Below are 17,950 nucleotides of genomic sequence, written 5' to 3' on the forward strand. Positions count from 1 at the left end.
ATAATAACCCTACTGGACTTGAACCAGTGACCAATCGATTATGAGTTCTTTGCAAGGTCTTTTTAAATCAATAATTTACATATTAATCAATAGGTTGAGATTGCATATAAACACATATAAAGCGCTATAAAATCATATTCGATCGCCAGTTTACCGCCATTTTTTGTTTAAGTGGCGTTTATTTTTTGTTTTATAGCATCTGTAAATCACGGTGTTATTAATCATGTTCCAGTGGATTCAATTTCACCGCATCTTCGAAGTGATCTGGTGCAAAGTGGGCGTAGCGCATGGTCATTTTGATGTCGGTGTGGCCTAAGATTTTTTGTAGGACTAATATGTTGCCACCATTCATCATGAAGTGGCTGGCAAAGGTGTGGCGTAATACATGGGTTAATTGGCGTTCGGGGAGTTCGATGCCGGTTCTATCTAGTGCCGAGCGAAAGGCTGAATAACAGGCGGTAAAAAGTTGGCCATTTTTGTGGGGGATTTGTTGATATAGTTCGTCACTGATTGGAATGGTGCGGTTGCGTTTACCTTTGGTGTTGATATAGGTGATTTTTCCATCTTTGACTTGTGCGCTTTTTAAGCTTTCAGCTTCACTCCATCTGGCGCCGGTTGCTAAGCAGATTTTGACAATGATGGTAAGATCTTTAGCACTACTTTGCTCACATGAGTTGAGTAGCGATTGGATTTGTTCTTTGGTTAGATAAGCCATCTCTTGTTCGTCAGTTTTAAATGAGCGAACCAGTTCTAGCGGATTTTTATGTTGCCATTCCCCCAATCGAATTAACTCGTTAAACATCGCTTTGAAATAGGTTAATTCAAGGTTCATTGTTCTGGGCGCAACCGTTTTAATGCGGTCGGTGCGATATATCTCACCCTCAATTCGTTTTTGACGATAAGTTGTGAATTGTTTAGCGGTGAAATTGTTTGCTAATGGATTATCCATACATTCACTCGCAAATAGCATGGCTTTTAAGCGAGTTTGCCCATCTTTAAGGGTTTGACCATGCAACGAATACCAGCTTTGGATTAATTCCGATAAGCGGCGTTTATCGATTTTTTCATTAATCCATGGTTTTTCATTAGCTTGCTCTTCAAGGTAGTTTTCATATGCCAATGCCTCTCCCTTGGTGGCGAAGTTCTTACGGATTCGACGGCCACCAGGGAGATATTTTTCAAATAACCATTTTCCATTAGGTTGTTTTCTTACTGACATAACGGCAATTCATCCTAACTTAATTTAAATTAACTGCGCTTTTAATTCATTAAACTCTTGTTCAGTAATAGCTCCCTTTTCTTTTAAGCTTGCTAATCGTTCAAGTTTTATTAATGTTTCGTCAGATATTATGGTTTCTTTAGTCTGATCTGCAGGATTAAATTGCCCTTCACCGGTCGCTAGCCATTGTAATGATGCCCCCGTTTCATCCATACATTTAACCACCAGATCTGATGGAAATAAATCTCGTCGATAACGGATTGATAAGCTTGCTGCCGATGTACCTAAATAATTGCTGTATTCCACTTTGGATTTGAAACCATATGCTTCAATAATCCGGTCCAATACTTTAGCACCACCAGAATTAAAATTAATACTCATATTAAATTAAGCCTAGATTAAATAAAAGATAAAAATATAATTGACATTAAGCTAAGCTTAATGATAAATTATATTAAGTTTAATTTTACACATAAATACACATAATTACACATAAGCATATTTATGCTAGGAATAATGCACTATGATGACAACAATTTCAATCACTATTTCTGCTCCTTATGTCACGGTGGATGAATTTGCCCGTGTTTCGGGTATGAATCCCCGTACTGTTAAAAAATATGTCCATGAAGGATTGCTGCCAATTCGTAAAAAGAAGATCACCGGTAAGCATGATCGTTCAACCACCTTAATTAACATGACTGCTCTGACGCTTGAAGGGGCGAAAGCATTTAATCCTGAATTAAATTTGCAGGAGCATTGATATGAAACGATCTATCTATTTAAGTCAAAAAACGACCACTGAACCAGTAGTTATTTTAATTGCAACCAATAGACATAATCCTAATGGTTGGATTGAAAAAAGTAACGGTAAAGCCATTAAATTATGGCCAGTTAAGCATCGCTAAAACTAACTTAATTCAATTTAAATGCCTTTGGCTTTTTCGAAAGACATGGCTCTTTTTTGGATCTCACGACAGTCAAGGTAGGAGTAGCGATGAATAATATTGAGCGGTCTCGTCAACTTGAACATATCAGGCGGTTATATCAACTGATTCATGGCCATCGAAGTTTGGTGCGCAGTAATTTTAATCGGTTAAAACCCGGACAAAAAAGGTTGTTATTAGCCGCCGCGGGAATCACACCTTTATATGCAGGATTCTCATCTTCAGCGCGTAACCTTAATTATGATCTGCTGAATGATGAGGAAATAGACCATTTAGAAATAGGACTTCGCCGTTTGCAAGCCATCGTTGATGTTTTTGCCCACTGCGAGCCTCAAGATTTTACCAAACAATAATAACTAACCAGATGAGGAAATATGATGTATTTAAACAATATCACTCAAAGTAAATTACAAGATTTAACCGAGCAAATTAAACAAGAAACCGAGCAACGACTTTGTGATCGCTATATCAGCCGTTTAATGCAATTAGGCGGACATATTGTTGATAAAGGTTTAACCGCAAGCGAAGTAAATGAACTCCTTTATCAAGAAGGGCAAAAGCTTCGTAACCAAAGCTATGAGACTGAAGCCTAATGCGAGATATTATAGACCAAGCTAACGATTTGGCTCAACTTGAACTGGATAATCTACTTGCTAATCGCCAAGTTTTTAAGGGTGAATCAGCAAAGGATTGTATAGAGTGTGGTGAGCCAATCCCAGAAAAACGCCGACAATTGTTAAAAGGTTGTCAACTGTGCGTGGATTGTCAAAATCTAAAAGAACAGTTTGCTAAACGATAATTGCGACCGAGAATTTATGACTAGCCAATGCCAATCTTTCTCCTTGCCGGCTATTCCCGCTAAACATAAACACTCTTTATTATTAGCGATGCGTGATTACTATGAAAATATTGGCCAGTATAAAGCGAATAAAAAAATAGTCAGAACGCCAATAGCACAATATGATTGTGGAAAAAAAATGCCACAATCTTTAAGCTATAATGAAATTAAATTGTGGCAAGTAGATCAGGAAGACCACCCATTTCGCGCGCAATATTTTGCTGATTTGCCTGATTTTTTAGCCGGTTATTTTGCCGATAAATATATTCATCTGTTGCAAAATGAGGGCCGCAAAGCCGCCAATAGTTTTTTACGGCAAACTTTGGGTGGTAATATTCAATCACGGTTATCACAAGTCAAAGCTCGTTATCAAGCTGTTAGCCCTAGTGCCTTAGCGATTAATTTTGCTGATGAATTTGCTCAATTAGCGACTTTAGGCACTAAAAAGTTGGCTAATTTAAGTGTTGAAATAAGTAATTATCTGAATAAACACATTCAACGTTGCCTTGCAGATCAGGACTTTTGCTTAACCGCTAATCATATTGAAAGCGATAGTTTGGAGCAGAAACTTTATCGTAGCGTTTTAAAAGAACTAAGCGGTATCAACATTCCCCCACCCTATTTGAACGATTTTAACCATAATAAATTAACCAACGAAAACTGCATTAAGGCATTGGCTAAAATAACCAATCATGAATGGTGGCAGCGTAAATTAAAGACGCGTCGAGATTTTGAGCATGAGCATTTAGCCATTGCTGTAGGTCAAGTGCAAAAAAAGGCCTCGCCGTATGCTAGCCGTAGCTGTCAAATGGAGTGGAAGGAGCAAAAGCGTCGCAATCAAAAATATCTTGAAAAGATGATGATTGAAAATCAAGATACTGGCGAACAGATTCCTCTTGATTTGCAAGTGTATAAATCAGTTGCGAATCCGGCTATCAGACGGGTAGAACTGATGACGCGGATGCGAGGTTTTGAGGATTTGGCCGATGAGCTAGGTTACCAAGGCGCATTTATAACCTTAACGGCTCCCGCCAAATATCACAGCGCGCATGCCAAAGGCGGTTTTGTCGAAAATTGGCAGGGCAACACACCTCGAGAAACACAAGCTTATTTATGCAAAGTCTGGTCTCGTATTCGCGCTAAATTAAATCGTGAACATATTCAATTTTTCGGCTTTCGGGTTGCCGAACCGCATCATGATGGTACACCTCATTGGCATATTTTAATTTTTATGCGCCCAGAAGATATCCAAAAGGCTTTTTACACTATGTGGATCTATGCCATGGATGAAGATGGCGAAGAACAAGGTGCCGCCATCAATCGCTTTGAATTTAAGGATATCGATAAACAAAGAGGATCGGCAACCGGTTATATCGCCAAATATATTGCCAAAAACATTGATGGATATGCGCTCGAAAATCAAATAGATACCCAAACTGGCGAAAACTTAAAAGCGTCATCGAAAGCGATCACCGCTTGGGCTAGTCGCTGGAAGATTCGTCAATTTCAACAATTGGGTGGCGCACCTGTCAGTGTTTGGCGAGAACTACGGCGTTTAAAAAGCAAAAAAGTGACTGATGATATTATCGATCCGGTATTAGCGTCAGCTGATATTGGGGATTGGGCAGCTTATACCGCGCATCAAGGAGGACCATTAGTCAAACGTAAAGACCTTAAAGTCCGCCTGGCTTATGAAGATAAGCTGAATCAATATGAGGAGATCATCAAAAAAATAAAAGGCATCTATGCGCCAATTCATGGGATTGCATCGACTATTTACACCAGATTAACTAAATGGCGGTTAGTACCCAAAAGTAACCTAAATAGTGTAAAGACCAATCAAGCATCACCATTGCGGGCGGAACGCACGCCTTGGAGTTCTGTCAATAACTGTACGGTTACTAATGATTGTGAACAACAAAGGCGAGTCATCAAACAACAACTGAAAATTATCGGCTTAGCGGATAATGATTTCAATGTGAATCGCCTCTATTTAAGGGAGAGTATCAAAATCAACCCATATCAACATTTGATGCTAACCGACAGGCTCGATGGGCTACATTTAATAATTAGTAACCATTCTGTCAAAAACCACTGTATCGACAGCCAAAAAATACCGCCAAAAAGGTTATATAAACATGAATTTTAATCTATTAAAAAAGAGCATTTAAATGATGGTTATTGAGTGCATAACTCAAAAAAATATCTTAATAAAATCAATAAATAAAGATTATTGATGATCTTAACGAATCTTTAAAAAAAAAGGACTTGATCGAATTATTAATTATTATATACTGTATATAAATACAGTGATACGATGATAGAGGTGATTAAAATGGATGAATTAGAAAAAATCAAAATAATTGAGCGAGCTGAATTACTTTCTCGCCTAATTACCGAATATATACATTTAAGAGAAAATGATAAGGACATAATATTGTTCTGGTTCCGCGATTTGCTCGAACCTTTAAAAGAACAGTTACCTCATAACTCTATTGAAAAACGAAATAATTCTTAACATTTTGGGATAGTTGACAATAATTCATGCCCCACTCATCTATAATCATCAACTATCCCCCCACTTCTCTGCATAACTGCCTAAGGATTTTGAGAATAAGGTTTTCAACCGTCAAATGACCCTTCTTTAAGTCATTAGCCAATAATTGCCTGGTCATGTAGTTACTGCCGCTAATTAACTTTCCATTCGCATTATTGCTATCCACTTTTTAAAGTGAGTTAACGTTTTAAATCCATAATAAATAAACGGTATTCATTGTCGAACGGCAAACGACAAATCATCATTAAAAGATAATGATAACGTCATGATTATTATTGTTTTTTTAAAGTTGTTTTTTAGCCATTTAAGGCCTAATAATTAGGTTTAACAAGCAAAATACTGTATAATTAACCAGTTAAATTAACCCGCTTAATTCAACGAAATCTTAAGAAAAAAGGACAAAAAACATGGAAATAAAAAAACCTATTGTACAAAATTGGGATAAAACTGATCGCTTCTATTTTAGTGAAATTAAAGATGAAGATTTACTGTCAGCCCAAAACATTGCTTTATCTAACGAGCCTAATAACACTTTAAAAATTGATAAGGAAGGGCTGCTTTGCTTACCATCCTATTTTATATTAGGCAGTGGACGTTTTGAACAGGACATGCTAGCCTATAAAAGACCATTTAATATCATTTTCCCTTGTTATAAATCTTTTTCTACAGAGCAACTCAGATCAATTAGCAAGCAATATCAAATTTTTGTACGCTTTAATTCCTATTTAGCATGTGAAAAAACAAAATCTTTTCCTCAAAATATAACTCATTGTCTATATGAAGCTTACGGGAATCAAGTTGAGCCATCTTCTCTATTACACCTTAATGAAGGATTTAATATAAAACCGACATCCTACCAAGAAAAAAGAAATATTATTTTCAACATTGTTAAAAGAGCAGACAACGAAGAGATTGAATACGCTATTTTTTCAATAAACAACGAAATTTATCCATTAAAAACTGATGCATACCTAGCTGATGGATCTGGTTGGGCTTACCTATCAATTGAGAATTTAACTAGTATAACTACACCGTTTAAACATTTTTATCAATATGAACTTTTTGCAGTCAAAAAGAGTTAAATAAATAAATAAATAAATAAATAAAGAAAATAACTAATAATTACACAACTAAGATTTATAAAAGGATGAAAATATGGCATTAGTAAAACCTGTCGTAATGTACAATAACCCACCTTATTCAGGCGGTTCCCTTAGAGTCCTTCGGGAAGATGATTTTATTCAACCAAATGTTATCCAACGAGACCCTAACCCACTTAACAAAATCTCTTTTGGTTATAATGGAATTCTTTACATGCCTGAAACATTAATTTTAGGTAAGGGATCGTTTTTACACGAAGGAATATTATTTGAAGGTAAAAATTCAAGTATAGATTTTGATGTATCTATTCCTACTTTTTCCCGATATACAGCTGAGCATCTAAAACAAATTCATCTTTATTACAATATCATAATTAATATTAATTATTTTGTATTATTTGATCAGTCAGATGATCCGGGACTTATCGGAACTGGGATATATGCTCTAAAAGGATTTCCAGCTGAATGGAGAGTAAAACTCAATAATCCACCTAGTCATTTGAAACCTGCAAGTTATAACATAGAGCAGCGTAGTAAAAATGCATTGGAAAATGATAGATTTTATTATGACGGTAAAACTTATAAAAAATATCCAACCCGTTCTGACATAATTATGGTTAATCCAAATTCAGATGAATTTTTCGATAAAAATACTTTAGCCTATATGCTAAATTGCCGTATCGGACGTGTGTTAAATAGGAGCTCAGATTTGCATCCAACCCTATATTACCAGTATGAAATTATTGCCCATAAATGTCGTGATTAATCATAAATTCTCAATCATAGCAAACTTGCTTGATTTAAAAGCTAAATTCACCAATAACGGCTTAATTCACTAACCCAAATGGCTACCAAGCTGGCAAAATTTTAACCCATATCTTGGTGGCCATATCTATTTTGAGAATCAATTATGCCAATTAAAGATCCTGATAATTTAAACTGGTATGTGGTCATTTATTTGTTCATCATCACCGCGCTCGGTTCATTAGCCAATTACTTTTATAACGTTTTAAAAGGCAATAAATTTCGTATTGGTACCCTAATCGCCCAGATGTTAATTTCAGCTTTTGCTGGGGCACTGGCGATTTTAGCCGCAAGTTATTTTGATTGGCGATTTGAATTAGCGGGAGGAATAGCGGGCCTAGCAGGTTGGTCTGGCGCAACATTAATTAAAACTCTGGAAGAAAAATTAATTAAACATGCTAAAGGAGATAAACAACAATGAAATTAACCGAACATTTCTCATTAGAGGAATTTAGCTGTTCAACCACCGCAAAACGGTTAAAAATCGAGAATAAAATTCCCGATCACTTGATGGCAAATATTCAATTTACTGCCAACAAACTTGAATTAGTCAGGAAAGTTTTAGCCCATCCAATCATCATCACATCAGGCTATCGTTGCCCGGCTCTCAATACTCAGGTAGGCGGTTCGCCAACTAGCGCGCATACCAAAGGTCTCGCTGTTGATTTTCATTGTGCCTATGGTGATCCTAAACAAATCTGTCAACGTCTAATCGCTAGTGGTATCGAATTTGACAAACTTATACAAGAGCATAATCAATGGGTTCATATCCAATTCAACCCCACAGGTCATCGCCAACAGGTCCTTACGGCTATTAAACAAAACGGCAAAACTATTTATTTACCAGGATTAGTATGAATAAAACTAACTTCACAATCGCTTTCGCGTTTATCTTACTCATTTATATTATTGGCGATTTGCTGCATGATAAACAATCAGCACGAAATGAAGTGCAGCAATTATCTGAAAAATTAGGCCAATTAGAGCAAACAATTTTGAGGAACAATCAACTTATTGCCGACAATGAGCAAAATAAACAGTCATTAGAGAACCAATCATTGCAAAATCAGGAGCAGATTCATGGTCAACTCAAAGATAATTATTGCGCTAACCAGCTGGTGCCTATGCCTATCTCTGGTAGCTTGTACAACCGAGCGAAAAGTCTTCGTGACGCAACCAATACCCGCTAATTTACTCAATAATTGTCAGCCAAATTTACCGCCTAAGCCAATGACTTTTGGTGATAGCTTAAAATACAATGAACATTTATTGAATGTCATTGAAAAATGTAATGCAGATAAAAAAACTATTCGCGAGATTAATAACGCCGATAGCAATTGATTTTTGGTTAACTGATTGATAATACCTTTTAGCTTTGTATTTCAATTTGCCACAATTTAGCTTGATTGCTTAAAAACGATTTAGCAACGACCATAATCGTAACTAATTGTTTATAAAGAGTGACCCCCACATCTCGGCGGTTCAAAGGTTTTCAGATCGACAACTTTGTCTACCGCCGAGCCCTATTTTATTGATAAATCGGCGATGTCGCGGTTAACAATAAGTCAATAATCAACTTTGGAGTAATTGAAAATGATCGTCTATACCATGCAAAATGAAACCATTGATGCGCTAGCCTATCGAGTTTTTGGCAGAACGGCAGGCATTGTGGAAATAATTTATCAAAATAATCCAAAACTATGTGAGCTACCGGCAATATTACCAATGGGCACCGAGGTCAATGTACCGGAAATGGTAGCCGAAAAAACTAAAAATACCATCAATTTATGGGACTAACTTAATGACAGAACCCACCAGTTTAACTTTTACCGCTGTTTTTAGTGCTTTTTCAGTATCAATGATTTATCCCAACATCGAAAACGGCATTATTTTAGGTGCACTTTGTGGTTCGATTTTATTAGTCATTAGTGAAGAACGCATCTCGGTTTTACGTCGTATCATCTTATTTTTTATCTCATTTGCTATGGGATTGCTGCTAGCTGAAATGACACTCTACTTATTGATACCCATTTTTCCAATCAGCATCCAAAACAAAATCCCTCTTGGTTTAGGCGCCTTAGTTTCCTCGGCAATAAGTGTTAAATTATTACTTTGGTTGATTAAAAAATTTGATGATCCAACTGAGTTATTCAATATCTTCAAGGGTAAAAAATCATGATAACCACCACCCTCAATGCTATTTTTTGTTTAATGATTGCTGTGCGATTATTTACCTTTGACCACCACAATTCTCGCTACAAAGTTGTATACAGTTGGTTAGCATGGTTAATGATTGTCTCGAGTGTCGCCGTTTGCTTATTTACTTTTTTCAATCTATCACATCGTGCTTATCTGGCGCAGATTGTGATGAATCTAACACTATTACTCTGCTTATTAAAAAGTAAAGGAAATATCGGTACGCTTTGCCGAAAACCAAAATCGAGCAAAAAAAGAAAATCATCATGATTATTCACAACATTAAAGGATTTATATGAAAAAAATTAATCAATTAAAGCAATATTTACTTGAACGTAATCTGCTCAATAACAGTACAGCAGGCACCCATCAATTTACCATCAAAGACGGCTTCATTGAGCCCTTCTCAGTCGACAATTCGGGATTCCAATACCATTTTACATTGACGATAAGTTTAAGCGCTTATTGCTATCCTTTTAATGAGTTGATCGCTAGCATTGTCAGTTGGATGCAAAATAATCAACCTGAGGCATTGATTAACACCCAGTCTCGTCAACAAGCAATTAAATTTAATTTAGATAATATCACTGACAACCAATGTGATTTAACCATTGAATTAAAATTATCGGAACGGATCAAGGCGACAAAAAAACAAGATAAACTGGAATTTGATTCATTATCAGATCGGCTAATTCTGCAAGAACCGTTAGAAAAGTATGGCCATAAATAACTTTTACTTGGCTTAACCAATAAAATGGGCTGATATTAATATCTTAAATTTGCTGTTTAAAAGATGATTTTAAGGGGTTAAAAAGCCCCGTTGCTCAATTTTTTCTGAGATTAAAAAGTGCTCTCTCAAAGTTTTAACTAAAAATTCATAGGTTAAAAAACGTTAGTTAATGATTGTTGATTATGGCAATTGTTATAATCTGCTGCTTGAGTAATCATCTAGGGCTAAATTCTGATGAACCAACTGCTACGTAACAATAATAATCAAGTTAATACCAGGTTAAAATACATATTAAGACATTGATTATTAAATTTTTTTAAATGAATTATAGGCGATTTAGCTAATAAATTGTATTAATCGAAAACCCGTTCTTCGAACCTACAGCTTTAGATTAGCTATAATAGAACAATAAAAAACAATGCGTTAATATTTAACTCCTCCTATAAGGCAATTAATATTCTCGTGTATATAGAAAGCACTTAAGGAATGTATTTAATTATTATTGTAAAAATCTTCTGCTACTCTACAAATATAATTCATTATTGATCTATCTCTGGATTTTTTGTGAGCATCGGGAGAAAAAATAGCTAATAGAGAGAAGTGATTGATATTTAATGAGCCATTAATATAAACTAAGCAAGCGTCAGTTTGTCCTTTTTTGCAAACCCTATAATATTGTGCGTCTAAATCATTAAATTTATTTGGAGGAAAGCACATATGAATGTGCATCAAACCAATCTTATTTGCTAAATATGGTTCAATATAAGCAACATCCCTACCGAAGTAATTAGGAACCAAATCACCATTGCTTTGTTTATATTTTTGAAAATCATTAATAATTTGCTTTTCTAAATTAGGGTATTTATCAAAGATAGGGGTGAAAAACGCTCTCTGGTTTGATAATTAATAGATACTGAAAAATCCATTTAACATCCTTTCCATTCAGTTAAGATGCCAAAATTCTATTTGAGTATTCTGTTAACTCTTTTAATCCATTGAAATCTATATCACTTTCAAAGTATGTTGGTACCACTTTAATTTGTTTAGCTAAGGATACTAGTTTATTAAATTTTCCATAAACTATTTTGTAATTTCTATAAGCCTCATTAAACTGATTATATTCCTGTACTGAGTTAATATTACCTTTTTGGGCCATAGCTGTTTTAAAAAGAGTATCTAACAACACAAATATATCGCTTATTTTGTTCAGCGCGATATACATATTATCGGAGAGTTTTTCTGGTGAGTTAATTAATTCAATATAACGCTTATCAATTGTTTCACATAAATTAATAGAAGAACTTATTGCTTTTTTAGCTGCTTGATCTAATAAAGCAGTAATACTTTCATTGGTATTTATTTCGTCTGCACTATTATCGTTTTTTTTTCTTACAATAAAAGGGCTTTCAAAAGAGTTTGAAATTTCATCTGCTTGACTAGAAAAAGCGAGTAACGCAACAAGAACTGCTGAGTTAACCACACTATAATTAGCCATATTATCCCCTTTATTAAATATCAAAATTCATAGCTCACGCGATTAAGTTAAGCAAAATATAAGCGATTTTTTCAATTCAAGTAAAGTAAAAACTAAACATAATTATTGATTTTTCTAGACTACCTACACGGCAGTGAACCTACGCATGTGATAGAAATAAGACGTTATAAATTTCTAAACTGCCGTGTAGGTAGTTTAGAGATAGCGCGCGCCCCTTCGGCATTTCTAATTTGCCTTCACTGCCGTGTAATCTTTAAATTAATTCTTTGATTAACCTTTCGATTGGTTTGTCATTTTTCACACAAAGTAGACGAGAATCAAACTCTATCGAGTGATTAAATAACCAGCTTTCTATATCAAAGAGATCATATTTTCCTAACGCTATTCCTACCCCCATTTCAATCATTTGATCTTGAGGTGCAATTAGTTGTTGTCCATTTAATAGTAAAAATAGATAACCTGACAACATACCTGTTCTTTTATTTGCATTAGCAAAAGGATGATTTTTTATTAGACTTTCAATTAATACTGCTGTCAGTTTAAAAATATCTTCCGTTTGAGCAAGGTATTTATACTGGCTAGGTCTGGCTTGAGAGGAACCTAGTAAGTTCTTATCGCGAACTTGAATAGGCTCTTTAGGTGTTTGTAACTTTATCAGTAACGAATTTATTAAGATTAAATCGTCCATGGAAAGATAACTGATCCCGTCAACAATTTCTCCAATTTGGGATAAAGGCATTATCTAAACCTTTGACAGTTCTTTCATGGCTTCTTTATAGTGCGAAAATCCAATAGAAAAAGCATTTAAAATTTGATCGCCATGAGTACAATCTTTACCCAATGCTGGCTTTGCTTTAACCTCTATTTGCCTGTCACGTGGAGGAATGTACAGACGTTCTTCCTTTATTTGTGCGTGACCCATAATTTTCACCTCATGAATTAATATAAAAAGTCAACAATCACTTTAAATGTTAACTTCGATTGGATTATAAATACCATAAGGTAAATAGTAAAGAAAATTTATACAAGCAGCAAAAATTAATAGTTGGTATATATTTGACAATAACTAGATTTATAATATTACATCTTAGCAAATTGTTTATTAAAATAGCACAACTCATCATTTTAAAACTACCTACACGGCAGTGAACCCATGACGCATTAAAGAAAACCTGTTGCTCTGTTTCTAAACAACCTACACGGCAGTGAACTCAATTGTTCACCTCTGGTGAATGTAATATCTTTTCTAAACAACCTACACGGCAGTGAACAAAATGGGGTAAAATAAGCAAAATAAGAAATATTTCTAAACAACCTACACGGCAGTGAATTTTCACTTTCCTTTTTTAGCCAGCCACTATCATTTCTAAACAACCTACACGGCAGTGAACTTGATAAATCAGCTCATTGGACGTCAAAAAATTTTCTAAACAACCTACACGGCAGTGAACTTTGTTCCGCCTCCCTTAACCCTGAACGTGGTTTTCTAAACAACCTACACGGCAGTGAACGTTAGCCTTTTTCTTTTTGGGTCTAGGAGAATTTTCTAAACAACCTACACGGCAGTGAACTTGAATCTCGAACTGGGGTCATGACCCCAGTTTTTCTAAACAACCTACACGGCAGTGAACGGCGGATTTTGCATTACTGTACCGATAAAAGATTTCTAAACAACCTACACGGCAGTGAACAAAACCTCAATGAAAGCGTATGGGGAACAATCTTTCTAAACAACCTACACGGCAGTGAACTATTCGGACTGTCTGCAAGCGGATTCTCTACATTTCTAAACAACCTACACGGCAGTGAACCTTTAATTCGTTCCTTTTTTTCATCTATTGTATTTCTAAACAACCTACACGGCAGTGAACCAAAAGAAGCGATCGAACTAGCGAAAGCGTGGTTTCTAAACAACCTACACGGCAGTGAACATCGCACTAGATAGCTTATATGCTGAGGTATATTTCTAAACAACCTACACGGCAGTGAACTAGAACCATATATACTATAAACTCTGTTAGCAAAAAGGCAAAGTGCTATTTGGCTTTTAAAAACCCTTTTTTTAACCACTCAATTAATATTTTGATTTTATTGTTATTTTTATTTTAAGAAAAAAAAGGGTAAAAAGAAAGTTAGTGATCGCATTATTCAAACCACACTCTGTTCTAACTTAACTCCTTGAAAATTTGTAAGCCCAATCGCTACAACTAAGCTTACTTTATTTTTACTTGATAAAATTTCATTATAGGCGTTATGAAAAATTATCATCCCGCCGACTTAGTCGACATTCTACGAAAAATTGAAAACCTGATTCGCCCTGGCGTTGTTTATCAAACCAATGGTGATCGGGTTAAAGTCCGTACCGGTGAATTAATTACCGCGTGGTTACCTTGGTTCACCCATCGTGCTGGTAAAAGCCGTACATGGTGGCGACCATCAGTTGGTGAGCAGGTATTTATTTTAAGCCCTAATGGTAACTTAGCGTTAGGTTGCGTATTACCTAGTATATTCAGTGATGCCAATCCCGCTCCTGCTAAATCTGAAGATGGTTATTTGGTGACCTTTCCTGACGGAGCCTCATTTGAATATGAACCAGAAACCAGTCAATTAACCATTAAAGGGATCAAAACCGCTATCATTGAAGCCAGTGACCAAATTACGGCTAAAGCGGGTAGCAAAATTCAACTTGATACCCCATTGGTTGAATGTAGCGATCATGTAACATTCAAATCATTCAGTGCTAGCGGTGGTGGCGCCAAAGGTAGTACCGGCACATTAACCGGTAATGTGATCCACACTCAAGGGCAATTATCATCAAACGGTATTGTATTAGATTCTCACACCCACAGCGGCGTTAAAGCTGGTGGCGATTCAACAGGAAAACCGCAATGAGTTATATTGGCATGAATAGCAAATCAGGACGAACAATTACCGATATGGACCATATCAATCAGTCCATTAAAGATATTCTCACCACACCGATTGGTTCGAGAATTGAGCGACGTAATTATGGTTCGTTACTGTTTTTACTTTTAGACAACCCAAATACAGAAGCAACTAAACTACGTGTGATTTCGGCTACGGTATTGGCACTTACTCAATGGGAACCACGAATAAAACTTGATACGGTCGATGTGTTCCCTGATAAAGAAAAATTAACCTTACAAATAACCGGTTCACGGATAGACAAACCGAACCAAACCTTTAATAGCGAAATCGAGGTAGCAACATGGCAGCATTAACCGACCTTTCAAAATTACCCTCCCCAAATGTAATTGAATCCCTAGATTTTGAAGAGATCTTTAACCGCCGCAAAGCCAAATTCATTTCACTTTATAGTGAACAAGAACAGGAAGAAGTTGCCAAAACATTACAATTTGAAAGTGAGCCGATTGTCAAACTGTTACAAGAGAGCAGTTATTATGAACTGATTTTACGGCAAAGAATCAACGAAGCCTCACAAGCATTAATGATTGCCCATGCTAAAGATCAGGATTTAGATAACCTAGGCGCCAACTTCAATGTTTATCGTCTAACCGTGCAAGCTGCAGACAATAGTGTCGTTCCGGCTATCAAAGAAATTAAAGAAGCCGATAGTGACTTTAGAGTCCGCATTCAATCAGCCTTTGAAGGATTATCGGTTGCCGGACCGCGCGCAGCATATGAATTTTTTGCCCGTAGTGCTGATGGACGAGTCTTAGACGCGGCAGCTGAAAGCCCGTCCCCTGCCTGTGTTACTCTCGCAATTTTAGCGCGGGATAATAATGGTATTGCCTCGGATGAGTTGATTGAAGTTGTCAAAAAAGCGGTCAATCAAGATGATCGTCGACCGATTGCCGACAGGGTGACCGTTAAATCAGTCGAATTAATTGACTACCAAATTAAAGCGAAACTTTACTTATATCCAGGTCCCGAGTCAGAACCGATTAAAAAAACCGCTATGGATAATTTACAAGCTTACATTAGCGAAAAACATCGAATTGGCCGAAGAATCAGCCGAAGTGCTATCATCTCAGCGTTACATGTGGTTGGCGTACAACGGGTTGAACTCCAAGAACCGGCACAAGATATTATCATCAACCGGGAACAAGCGAGTTATTGTTCAGACTATCAAGTTGAGGTAGCAGGTTATGGCGAATAAAACGCTACTCCCCCCTACAGCTACCAAACTGGAGAAAAACCTTTCACAAGCGATTGCTTGTGAGCCGCCAATACCGTTACGCTCACTTTGGGATCCGCAAACTTGTCCTTACGAATTACTTCCCTATCTGGCATGGCAATATAGTGTAGACCGTTGGGATGAAAATTGGTCTGAGGAGATCAAACGTAAAGTCATCGCCGAAGCCTTTGAAATCCATAAGCTCAAAGGCACCAAAGAGGCAATTCGCCGGGCTGTCGAGCCATTTGGTTTCTTAATCAAGATTACCGAGTGGTGGCAAAACAATCAAACGCCTGGCTCTTTTGGGCTGGAAATTGGCGTATTAGACAAAGGTATTACCGAAGAGTCTTATAACGAACTTAGCCGTATCATTGATGATGTCAAACCAGTATCACGTCAACTAACCGGATTGGCTATCCAGCTCGTATCTAAAGGTTCATTAACCATGGGAGCCAGTAGCTATGATGGTAATACTTTAGATATCTACCCTTATATTGCTGAAACTGTCGCTACTCAATCTGAAAGCCATTCGGGCGCAACTATTCATTTAATCGATACAATGAGCATAAAACCATGAATCAAACATACTACACCGTCTTAACCAAACAAGGCGCGGCACTATTAGCCAATGCCACGGCACTTGGCATTCCTCTTAAAATAACACAAATGGCAGTTGGTGATGGCAATGGTAACATTCCAAAACCCAATGCAAACCAAACCCAATTAGTACACGAAGTCAGACGTGCCGCTGTCAACACACTATTTGTCGACCAAGAAAACCCCAATCAAATTATTGCCGAACAGATCATTCCTGAGAGCGAGGGTGGCTGGTTTATTCATGAGATTGGTCTATTTGATGATCACGGTAATCTGATCGCCGTGGGTAACTGCCCATCAACCTACAAACCTAAATTAGCTGAAGGCAGTGGCCGAACGCAAGTAATTAGAATGGTCATTATTGTCGACAACACCCAATCTGTCGAATTGAAAATCGATCCAGCCGTTGTCTTGGCCACGCGGCAATACACGAATGACCAGATTACCGCCAAAATGACAGCTCATGAAAAATCAACCAACCATCCAACAGCGACAACATCATCCAAAGGCTTTGTGCAATTAAACTCGGCCACTGATTCAACAATTGAAAGCCAAGCAGCCACCCCTAAAGCGGTTCATGATACTTTTGAATATGTTCGATTTACTGACCAAAAAGCGCAGTCTGCCTTTGACCATGCCAGTAATGCGCATAACAGAATAACTGATGTCAATAATGTTCTTTTAAATGTAACTGACCGGTTACGTACTCCAGATTTTGAATCAGAATTATTTTCTGCAGATAAACGATACCTATTTGTTGTACGCAATGACGGAGTTGCTGGGGTATATAATACCTATAAAAACGATTTTTCATGGTTTTTTAATTCCGATGGATGGTGTGGAGGATTTATTGAAGCGCCTCGTGTAGGTGGCTTAGATCAGTTTGTTAGAGACAGAACCCCTCCGGTAGGCGTACCATTACCTTGGCCACAAGTTCATCCGCCAGCTGGCTATTTTGAATGTAATGGCTCGACATTTAACAGAGATCACTTTCCTAAACTCGCTGCTGCATACCCTCATGGCTTTTTACCGGATTTGCGAGGTGAATTTATTCGAGGTTGGGACAACGGCAAGGGAGTTGATGCAAATCGTGGTATGTTGAGTTGGCAAAATTGCATGATCGAAAGCCATAACCATAGTACACCTATCCGCCTAGTAGGTGAGCAAGGTGGTGGTAACCCATGGGGATCTGGAGGTGACAGATACGAGGGGGATTATACTTTCAATACAACACATACCGGCGGACATGAAACTCGCCCTCGCAACGTCGCATTTATGTATATCGTTAAAGCAGAATAATAAAGGAAA

Annotated in this window: 28 protein-coding genes and 1 CRISPR repeat array; of the genes, 22 read left to right on the forward strand and 6 right to left on the reverse strand. The window is 36.9% G+C overall.

Features of this window, described 5'->3' with window-relative positions; genetic code table 11:
- Positions 1 to 217 precede the first annotated feature (217 nt).
- Together AC5LXV_RS10600 and AC5LXV_RS10605 are read right to left on the reverse strand one after the other, a co-directional pair.
- Entirely contained in the window at positions 218 to 1,219 is a 1,002-nt protein-coding gene (locus AC5LXV_RS10600) for a phage integrase (RefSeq protein WP_493466396.1), read from the reverse strand.
- A 24-nt stretch (positions 1,220 to 1,243) separates the two neighbouring features.
- Complete coding sequence (locus AC5LXV_RS10605; protein ID WP_065651187.1) at positions 1,244 to 1,600, reverse strand: helix-turn-helix domain-containing protein; 357 nt, start codon at positions 1,598 to 1,600, stop codon at positions 1,244 to 1,246.
- A gap of 142 nt (positions 1,601 to 1,742) precedes the next feature.
- Between AC5LXV_RS10605 and AC5LXV_RS10610 the strand changes: the two genes are divergently transcribed.
- The 17 genes from AC5LXV_RS10610 (at position 1,743) to AC5LXV_RS10690 (ending at position 10,391) form a co-directional block, all read left to right on the forward strand.
- Positions 1,743 to 1,982 carry a MerR family transcriptional regulator gene (locus AC5LXV_RS10610; protein WP_110423409.1) on the forward strand — a complete coding sequence of 80 codons (240 nt, stop codon included), beginning with the start codon at positions 1,743 to 1,745 and terminating at the stop codon, positions 1,980 to 1,982.
- Position 1,983: 1 nt separating this feature from the next.
- Entirely contained in the window at positions 1,984 to 2,127 is a 144-nt protein-coding gene (locus AC5LXV_RS10615; RefSeq protein ID WP_181415943.1) for a hypothetical protein, read from the forward strand.
- A gap of 89 nt (positions 2,128 to 2,216) precedes the next feature.
- Positions 2,217 to 2,519, forward strand: coding sequence for a hypothetical protein (locus AC5LXV_RS10620; RefSeq protein WP_110433398.1), 303 nt, complete (start codon positions 2,217 to 2,219; stop codon positions 2,517 to 2,519).
- A 24-nt stretch (positions 2,520 to 2,543) separates the two neighbouring features.
- Positions 2,544 to 2,759 (forward strand): DUF2732 family protein, encoded by a 216-nt coding sequence (locus AC5LXV_RS10625; RefSeq protein WP_034882228.1) that lies wholly within the window; start codon positions 2,544 to 2,546, stop codon positions 2,757 to 2,759.
- Entirely contained in the window at positions 2,759 to 2,965 is a 207-nt protein-coding gene (locus AC5LXV_RS10630; protein WP_034882229.1) for a TraR/DksA C4-type zinc finger protein, read from the forward strand. The genes AC5LXV_RS10625 and AC5LXV_RS10630 overlap by 1 nt, the downstream gene beginning before the upstream one ends.
- A 16-nt stretch (positions 2,966 to 2,981) precedes the next feature.
- Positions 2,982 to 5,153, forward strand: coding sequence for a replication endonuclease (locus tag AC5LXV_RS10635; RefSeq protein ID WP_493466397.1), 2,172 nt, complete (start codon positions 2,982 to 2,984; stop codon positions 5,151 to 5,153).
- Between the two features lie 186 nt (positions 5,154 to 5,339).
- The gene (locus tag AC5LXV_RS10640) at positions 5,340 to 5,522 is read left to right on the forward strand and encodes a hypothetical protein (protein ID WP_110433396.1); all 183 of its coding nucleotides are present in this window, start codon (positions 5,340 to 5,342) and stop codon (positions 5,520 to 5,522) included.
- A 446-nt stretch (positions 5,523 to 5,968) separates the two neighbouring features.
- Entirely contained in the window at positions 5,969 to 6,643 is a 675-nt protein-coding gene (locus AC5LXV_RS10645; protein ID WP_493466398.1) for a hypothetical protein, read from the forward strand.
- Positions 6,644 to 6,716: 73 nt separating this feature from the next.
- Positions 6,717 to 7,427: a hypothetical protein gene (locus tag AC5LXV_RS10650; RefSeq protein ID WP_493466399.1), complete on the forward strand. Its 711-nt coding sequence runs from the start codon at positions 6,717 to 6,719 to the stop codon at positions 7,425 to 7,427.
- Positions 7,428 to 7,571: 144 nt separating this feature from the next.
- A complete protein-coding gene (locus AC5LXV_RS10655; protein ID WP_493466400.1) occupies positions 7,572 to 7,886 on the forward strand; it encodes a phage holin family protein in 315 nt (104 codons plus the stop codon).
- Positions 7,883 to 8,323 carry a D-Ala-D-Ala carboxypeptidase family metallohydrolase gene (locus AC5LXV_RS10660; protein WP_110433392.1) on the forward strand — a complete coding sequence of 147 codons (441 nt, stop codon included), beginning with the start codon at positions 7,883 to 7,885 and terminating at the stop codon, positions 8,321 to 8,323. The genes AC5LXV_RS10655 and AC5LXV_RS10660 overlap by 4 nt, the downstream gene beginning before the upstream one ends.
- Complete coding sequence (locus AC5LXV_RS10665) at positions 8,320 to 8,655, forward strand: DUF2570 family protein (protein WP_034882241.1); 336 nt, start codon at positions 8,320 to 8,322, stop codon at positions 8,653 to 8,655. The genes AC5LXV_RS10660 and AC5LXV_RS10665 overlap by 4 nt, the downstream gene beginning before the upstream one ends.
- Positions 8,633 to 8,806, forward strand: coding sequence for an Rz1-like lysis system protein LysC (lysC, locus tag AC5LXV_RS10670; RefSeq protein ID WP_493466401.1), 174 nt, complete (start codon positions 8,633 to 8,635; stop codon positions 8,804 to 8,806). Before AC5LXV_RS10665 ends, lysC begins: the two co-directional genes overlap by 23 nt.
- A 252-nt stretch (positions 8,807 to 9,058) precedes the next feature.
- Positions 9,059 to 9,262: a tail protein X gene (locus AC5LXV_RS10675; protein WP_110423402.1), complete on the forward strand. Its 204-nt coding sequence runs from the start codon at positions 9,059 to 9,061 to the stop codon at positions 9,260 to 9,262.
- A 4-nt stretch (positions 9,263 to 9,266) separates the two neighbouring features.
- On the forward strand, positions 9,267 to 9,644 hold the full coding sequence (locus AC5LXV_RS10680) for a putative holin (protein ID WP_493444799.1): 378 nt from the start codon (positions 9,267 to 9,269) through the stop codon (positions 9,642 to 9,644).
- Positions 9,641 to 9,931 carry a phage holin family protein gene (locus AC5LXV_RS10685; protein WP_493444800.1) on the forward strand — a complete coding sequence of 97 codons (291 nt, stop codon included), beginning with the start codon at positions 9,641 to 9,643 and terminating at the stop codon, positions 9,929 to 9,931. Before AC5LXV_RS10680 ends, AC5LXV_RS10685 begins: the two co-directional genes overlap by 4 nt.
- 25 nt (positions 9,932 to 9,956) lie before the next feature.
- Positions 9,957 to 10,391 (forward strand): phage tail protein, encoded by a 435-nt coding sequence (locus AC5LXV_RS10690; protein WP_493466402.1) that lies wholly within the window; start codon positions 9,957 to 9,959, stop codon positions 10,389 to 10,391.
- Positions 10,392 to 10,883: 492 nt separating this feature from the next.
- Here the strand turns inward: AC5LXV_RS10690 and AC5LXV_RS10695 are convergent, their stop codons facing one another.
- The 4 genes from AC5LXV_RS10695 to AC5LXV_RS10710 all read right to left on the reverse strand — a co-directional run bounded on the left by AC5LXV_RS10695 (position 10,884) and on the right by AC5LXV_RS10710 (position 12,808).
- Positions 10,884 to 11,189 (reverse strand): type II toxin-antitoxin system YafO family toxin, encoded by a 306-nt coding sequence (locus AC5LXV_RS10695; protein WP_493466403.1) that lies wholly within the window; start codon positions 11,187 to 11,189, stop codon positions 10,884 to 10,886.
- Positions 11,190 to 11,337: 148 nt separating this feature from the next.
- Complete coding sequence (locus AC5LXV_RS10700; protein WP_493466404.1) at positions 11,338 to 11,886, reverse strand: hypothetical protein; 549 nt, start codon at positions 11,884 to 11,886, stop codon at positions 11,338 to 11,340.
- Between the two features lie 253 nt (positions 11,887 to 12,139).
- Entirely contained in the window at positions 12,140 to 12,610 is a 471-nt protein-coding gene (locus tag AC5LXV_RS10705) for a type II toxin-antitoxin system death-on-curing family toxin (RefSeq protein WP_493467993.1), read from the reverse strand.
- 18 nt (positions 12,611 to 12,628) lie between these two features.
- Positions 12,629 to 12,808 carry a hypothetical protein gene (locus tag AC5LXV_RS10710; RefSeq protein ID WP_493452263.1) on the reverse strand — a complete coding sequence of 60 codons (180 nt, stop codon included), beginning with the start codon at positions 12,806 to 12,808 and terminating at the stop codon, positions 12,629 to 12,631.
- A 201-nt stretch (positions 12,809 to 13,009) separates the two neighbouring features.
- A CRISPR array of direct repeats spans positions 13,010 to 13,877; the repeat unit is 28 nt; unit sequence TTTCTAAACAACCTACACGGCAGTGAAC.
- Between the two features lie 262 nt (positions 13,878 to 14,139).
- On the opposite strand from AC5LXV_RS10710, the gene AC5LXV_RS10715 reads away from it, so the two are divergent.
- From AC5LXV_RS10715 to AC5LXV_RS10735, 5 genes are read left to right on the forward strand one after another with little or no spacing between them, the layout of a single operon-like run.
- Complete coding sequence (locus tag AC5LXV_RS10715) at positions 14,140 to 14,778, forward strand: phage baseplate assembly protein V (protein ID WP_110433388.1); 639 nt, start codon at positions 14,140 to 14,142, stop codon at positions 14,776 to 14,778.
- Complete coding sequence (locus tag AC5LXV_RS10720; protein WP_034882260.1) at positions 14,775 to 15,128, forward strand: GPW/gp25 family protein; 354 nt, start codon at positions 14,775 to 14,777, stop codon at positions 15,126 to 15,128. Before AC5LXV_RS10715 ends, AC5LXV_RS10720 begins: the two co-directional genes overlap by 4 nt.
- Positions 15,116 to 16,027 (forward strand): baseplate J/gp47 family protein, encoded by a 912-nt coding sequence (locus AC5LXV_RS10725; RefSeq protein ID WP_034882262.1) that lies wholly within the window; start codon positions 15,116 to 15,118, stop codon positions 16,025 to 16,027. The genes AC5LXV_RS10720 and AC5LXV_RS10725 overlap by 13 nt, the downstream gene beginning before the upstream one ends.
- Positions 16,017 to 16,622, forward strand: a complete 606-nt coding sequence (locus AC5LXV_RS10730) for a phage tail protein I (protein ID WP_493460093.1) — start codon at positions 16,017 to 16,019, stop codon at positions 16,620 to 16,622. The genes AC5LXV_RS10725 and AC5LXV_RS10730 overlap by 11 nt, the downstream gene beginning before the upstream one ends.
- Entirely contained in the window at positions 16,619 to 17,941 is a 1,323-nt protein-coding gene (locus AC5LXV_RS10735) for a phage tail-collar fiber domain-containing protein (protein ID WP_493466405.1), read from the forward strand. Before AC5LXV_RS10730 ends, AC5LXV_RS10735 begins: the two co-directional genes overlap by 4 nt.
- The last annotated feature ends 9 nt before the right edge of the window (positions 17,942 to 17,950 follow it).

This window comes from Gilliamella sp. LMG 34359 (genome assembly GCF_984569085.1).

What these genes read in the sequence shown, in the direction of transcription:
- AC5LXV_RS10720 (WP_034882260.1), top strand. Translation starts at nt 14,775, where the DNA reads ATGAGTTATATTGGCATGAATAGCAAATCAGGACGAACAATTACCGAT.
- AC5LXV_RS10660 (WP_110433392.1), top strand. Translation starts at nt 7,883, where the DNA reads ATGAAATTAACCGAACATTTCTCATTAGAGGAATTTAGCTGTTCAACC.
- AC5LXV_RS10700 (WP_493466404.1), bottom strand. Translation starts at nt 11,886, where the DNA reads ATGGCTAATTATAGTGTGGTTAACTCAGCAGTTCTTGTTGCGTTACTC.
- AC5LXV_RS10730 (WP_493460093.1), top strand. Translation starts at nt 16,017, where the DNA reads ATGGCGAATAAAACGCTACTCCCCCCTACAGCTACCAAACTGGAGAAA.
- AC5LXV_RS10605 (WP_065651187.1), bottom strand. Translation starts at nt 1,600, where the DNA reads ATGAGTATTAATTTTAATTCTGGTGGTGCTAAAGTATTGGACCGGATT.
- AC5LXV_RS10600 (WP_493466396.1), bottom strand. Translation starts at nt 1,219, where the DNA reads ATGTCAGTAAGAAAACAACCTAATGGAAAATGGTTATTTGAAAAATAT.
- AC5LXV_RS10715 (WP_110433388.1), top strand. Translation starts at nt 14,140, where the DNA reads ATGAAAAATTATCATCCCGCCGACTTAGTCGACATTCTACGAAAAATT.
- AC5LXV_RS10735 (WP_493466405.1), top strand. Translation starts at nt 16,619, where the DNA reads ATGAATCAAACATACTACACCGTCTTAACCAAACAAGGCGCGGCACTA.
- AC5LXV_RS10680 (WP_493444799.1), top strand. Translation starts at nt 9,267, where the DNA reads ATGACAGAACCCACCAGTTTAACTTTTACCGCTGTTTTTAGTGCTTTT.
- AC5LXV_RS10650 (WP_493466399.1), top strand. Translation starts at nt 6,717, where the DNA reads ATGGCATTAGTAAAACCTGTCGTAATGTACAATAACCCACCTTATTCA.
- AC5LXV_RS10710 (WP_493452263.1), bottom strand. Translation starts at nt 12,808, where the DNA reads ATGGGTCACGCACAAATAAAGGAAGAACGTCTGTACATTCCTCCACGT.
- AC5LXV_RS10630 (WP_034882229.1), top strand. Translation starts at nt 2,759, where the DNA reads ATGCGAGATATTATAGACCAAGCTAACGATTTGGCTCAACTTGAACTG.
- AC5LXV_RS10615 (WP_181415943.1), top strand. Translation starts at nt 1,984, where the DNA reads ATGAAACGATCTATCTATTTAAGTCAAAAAACGACCACTGAACCAGTA.
- AC5LXV_RS10725 (WP_034882262.1), top strand. Translation starts at nt 15,116, where the DNA reads ATGGCAGCATTAACCGACCTTTCAAAATTACCCTCCCCAAATGTAATT.
- AC5LXV_RS10620 (WP_110433398.1), top strand. Translation starts at nt 2,217, where the DNA reads ATGAATAATATTGAGCGGTCTCGTCAACTTGAACATATCAGGCGGTTA.
- AC5LXV_RS10655 (WP_493466400.1), top strand. Translation starts at nt 7,572, where the DNA reads ATGCCAATTAAAGATCCTGATAATTTAAACTGGTATGTGGTCATTTAT.
- AC5LXV_RS10675 (WP_110423402.1), top strand. Translation starts at nt 9,059, where the DNA reads ATGATCGTCTATACCATGCAAAATGAAACCATTGATGCGCTAGCCTAT.
- AC5LXV_RS10685 (WP_493444800.1), top strand. Translation starts at nt 9,641, where the DNA reads ATGATAACCACCACCCTCAATGCTATTTTTTGTTTAATGATTGCTGTG.
- AC5LXV_RS10690 (WP_493466402.1), top strand. Translation starts at nt 9,957, where the DNA reads ATGAAAAAAATTAATCAATTAAAGCAATATTTACTTGAACGTAATCTG.
- AC5LXV_RS10625 (WP_034882228.1), top strand. Translation starts at nt 2,544, where the DNA reads ATGTATTTAAACAATATCACTCAAAGTAAATTACAAGATTTAACCGAG.
- AC5LXV_RS10640 (WP_110433396.1), top strand. Translation starts at nt 5,340, where the DNA reads ATGGATGAATTAGAAAAAATCAAAATAATTGAGCGAGCTGAATTACTT.
- AC5LXV_RS10635 (WP_493466397.1), top strand. Translation starts at nt 2,982, where the DNA reads ATGACTAGCCAATGCCAATCTTTCTCCTTGCCGGCTATTCCCGCTAAA.
- AC5LXV_RS10665 (WP_034882241.1), top strand. Translation starts at nt 8,320, where the DNA reads ATGAATAAAACTAACTTCACAATCGCTTTCGCGTTTATCTTACTCATT.
- AC5LXV_RS10645 (WP_493466398.1), top strand. Translation starts at nt 5,969, where the DNA reads ATGGAAATAAAAAAACCTATTGTACAAAATTGGGATAAAACTGATCGC.
- AC5LXV_RS10610 (WP_110423409.1), top strand. Translation starts at nt 1,743, where the DNA reads ATGATGACAACAATTTCAATCACTATTTCTGCTCCTTATGTCACGGTG.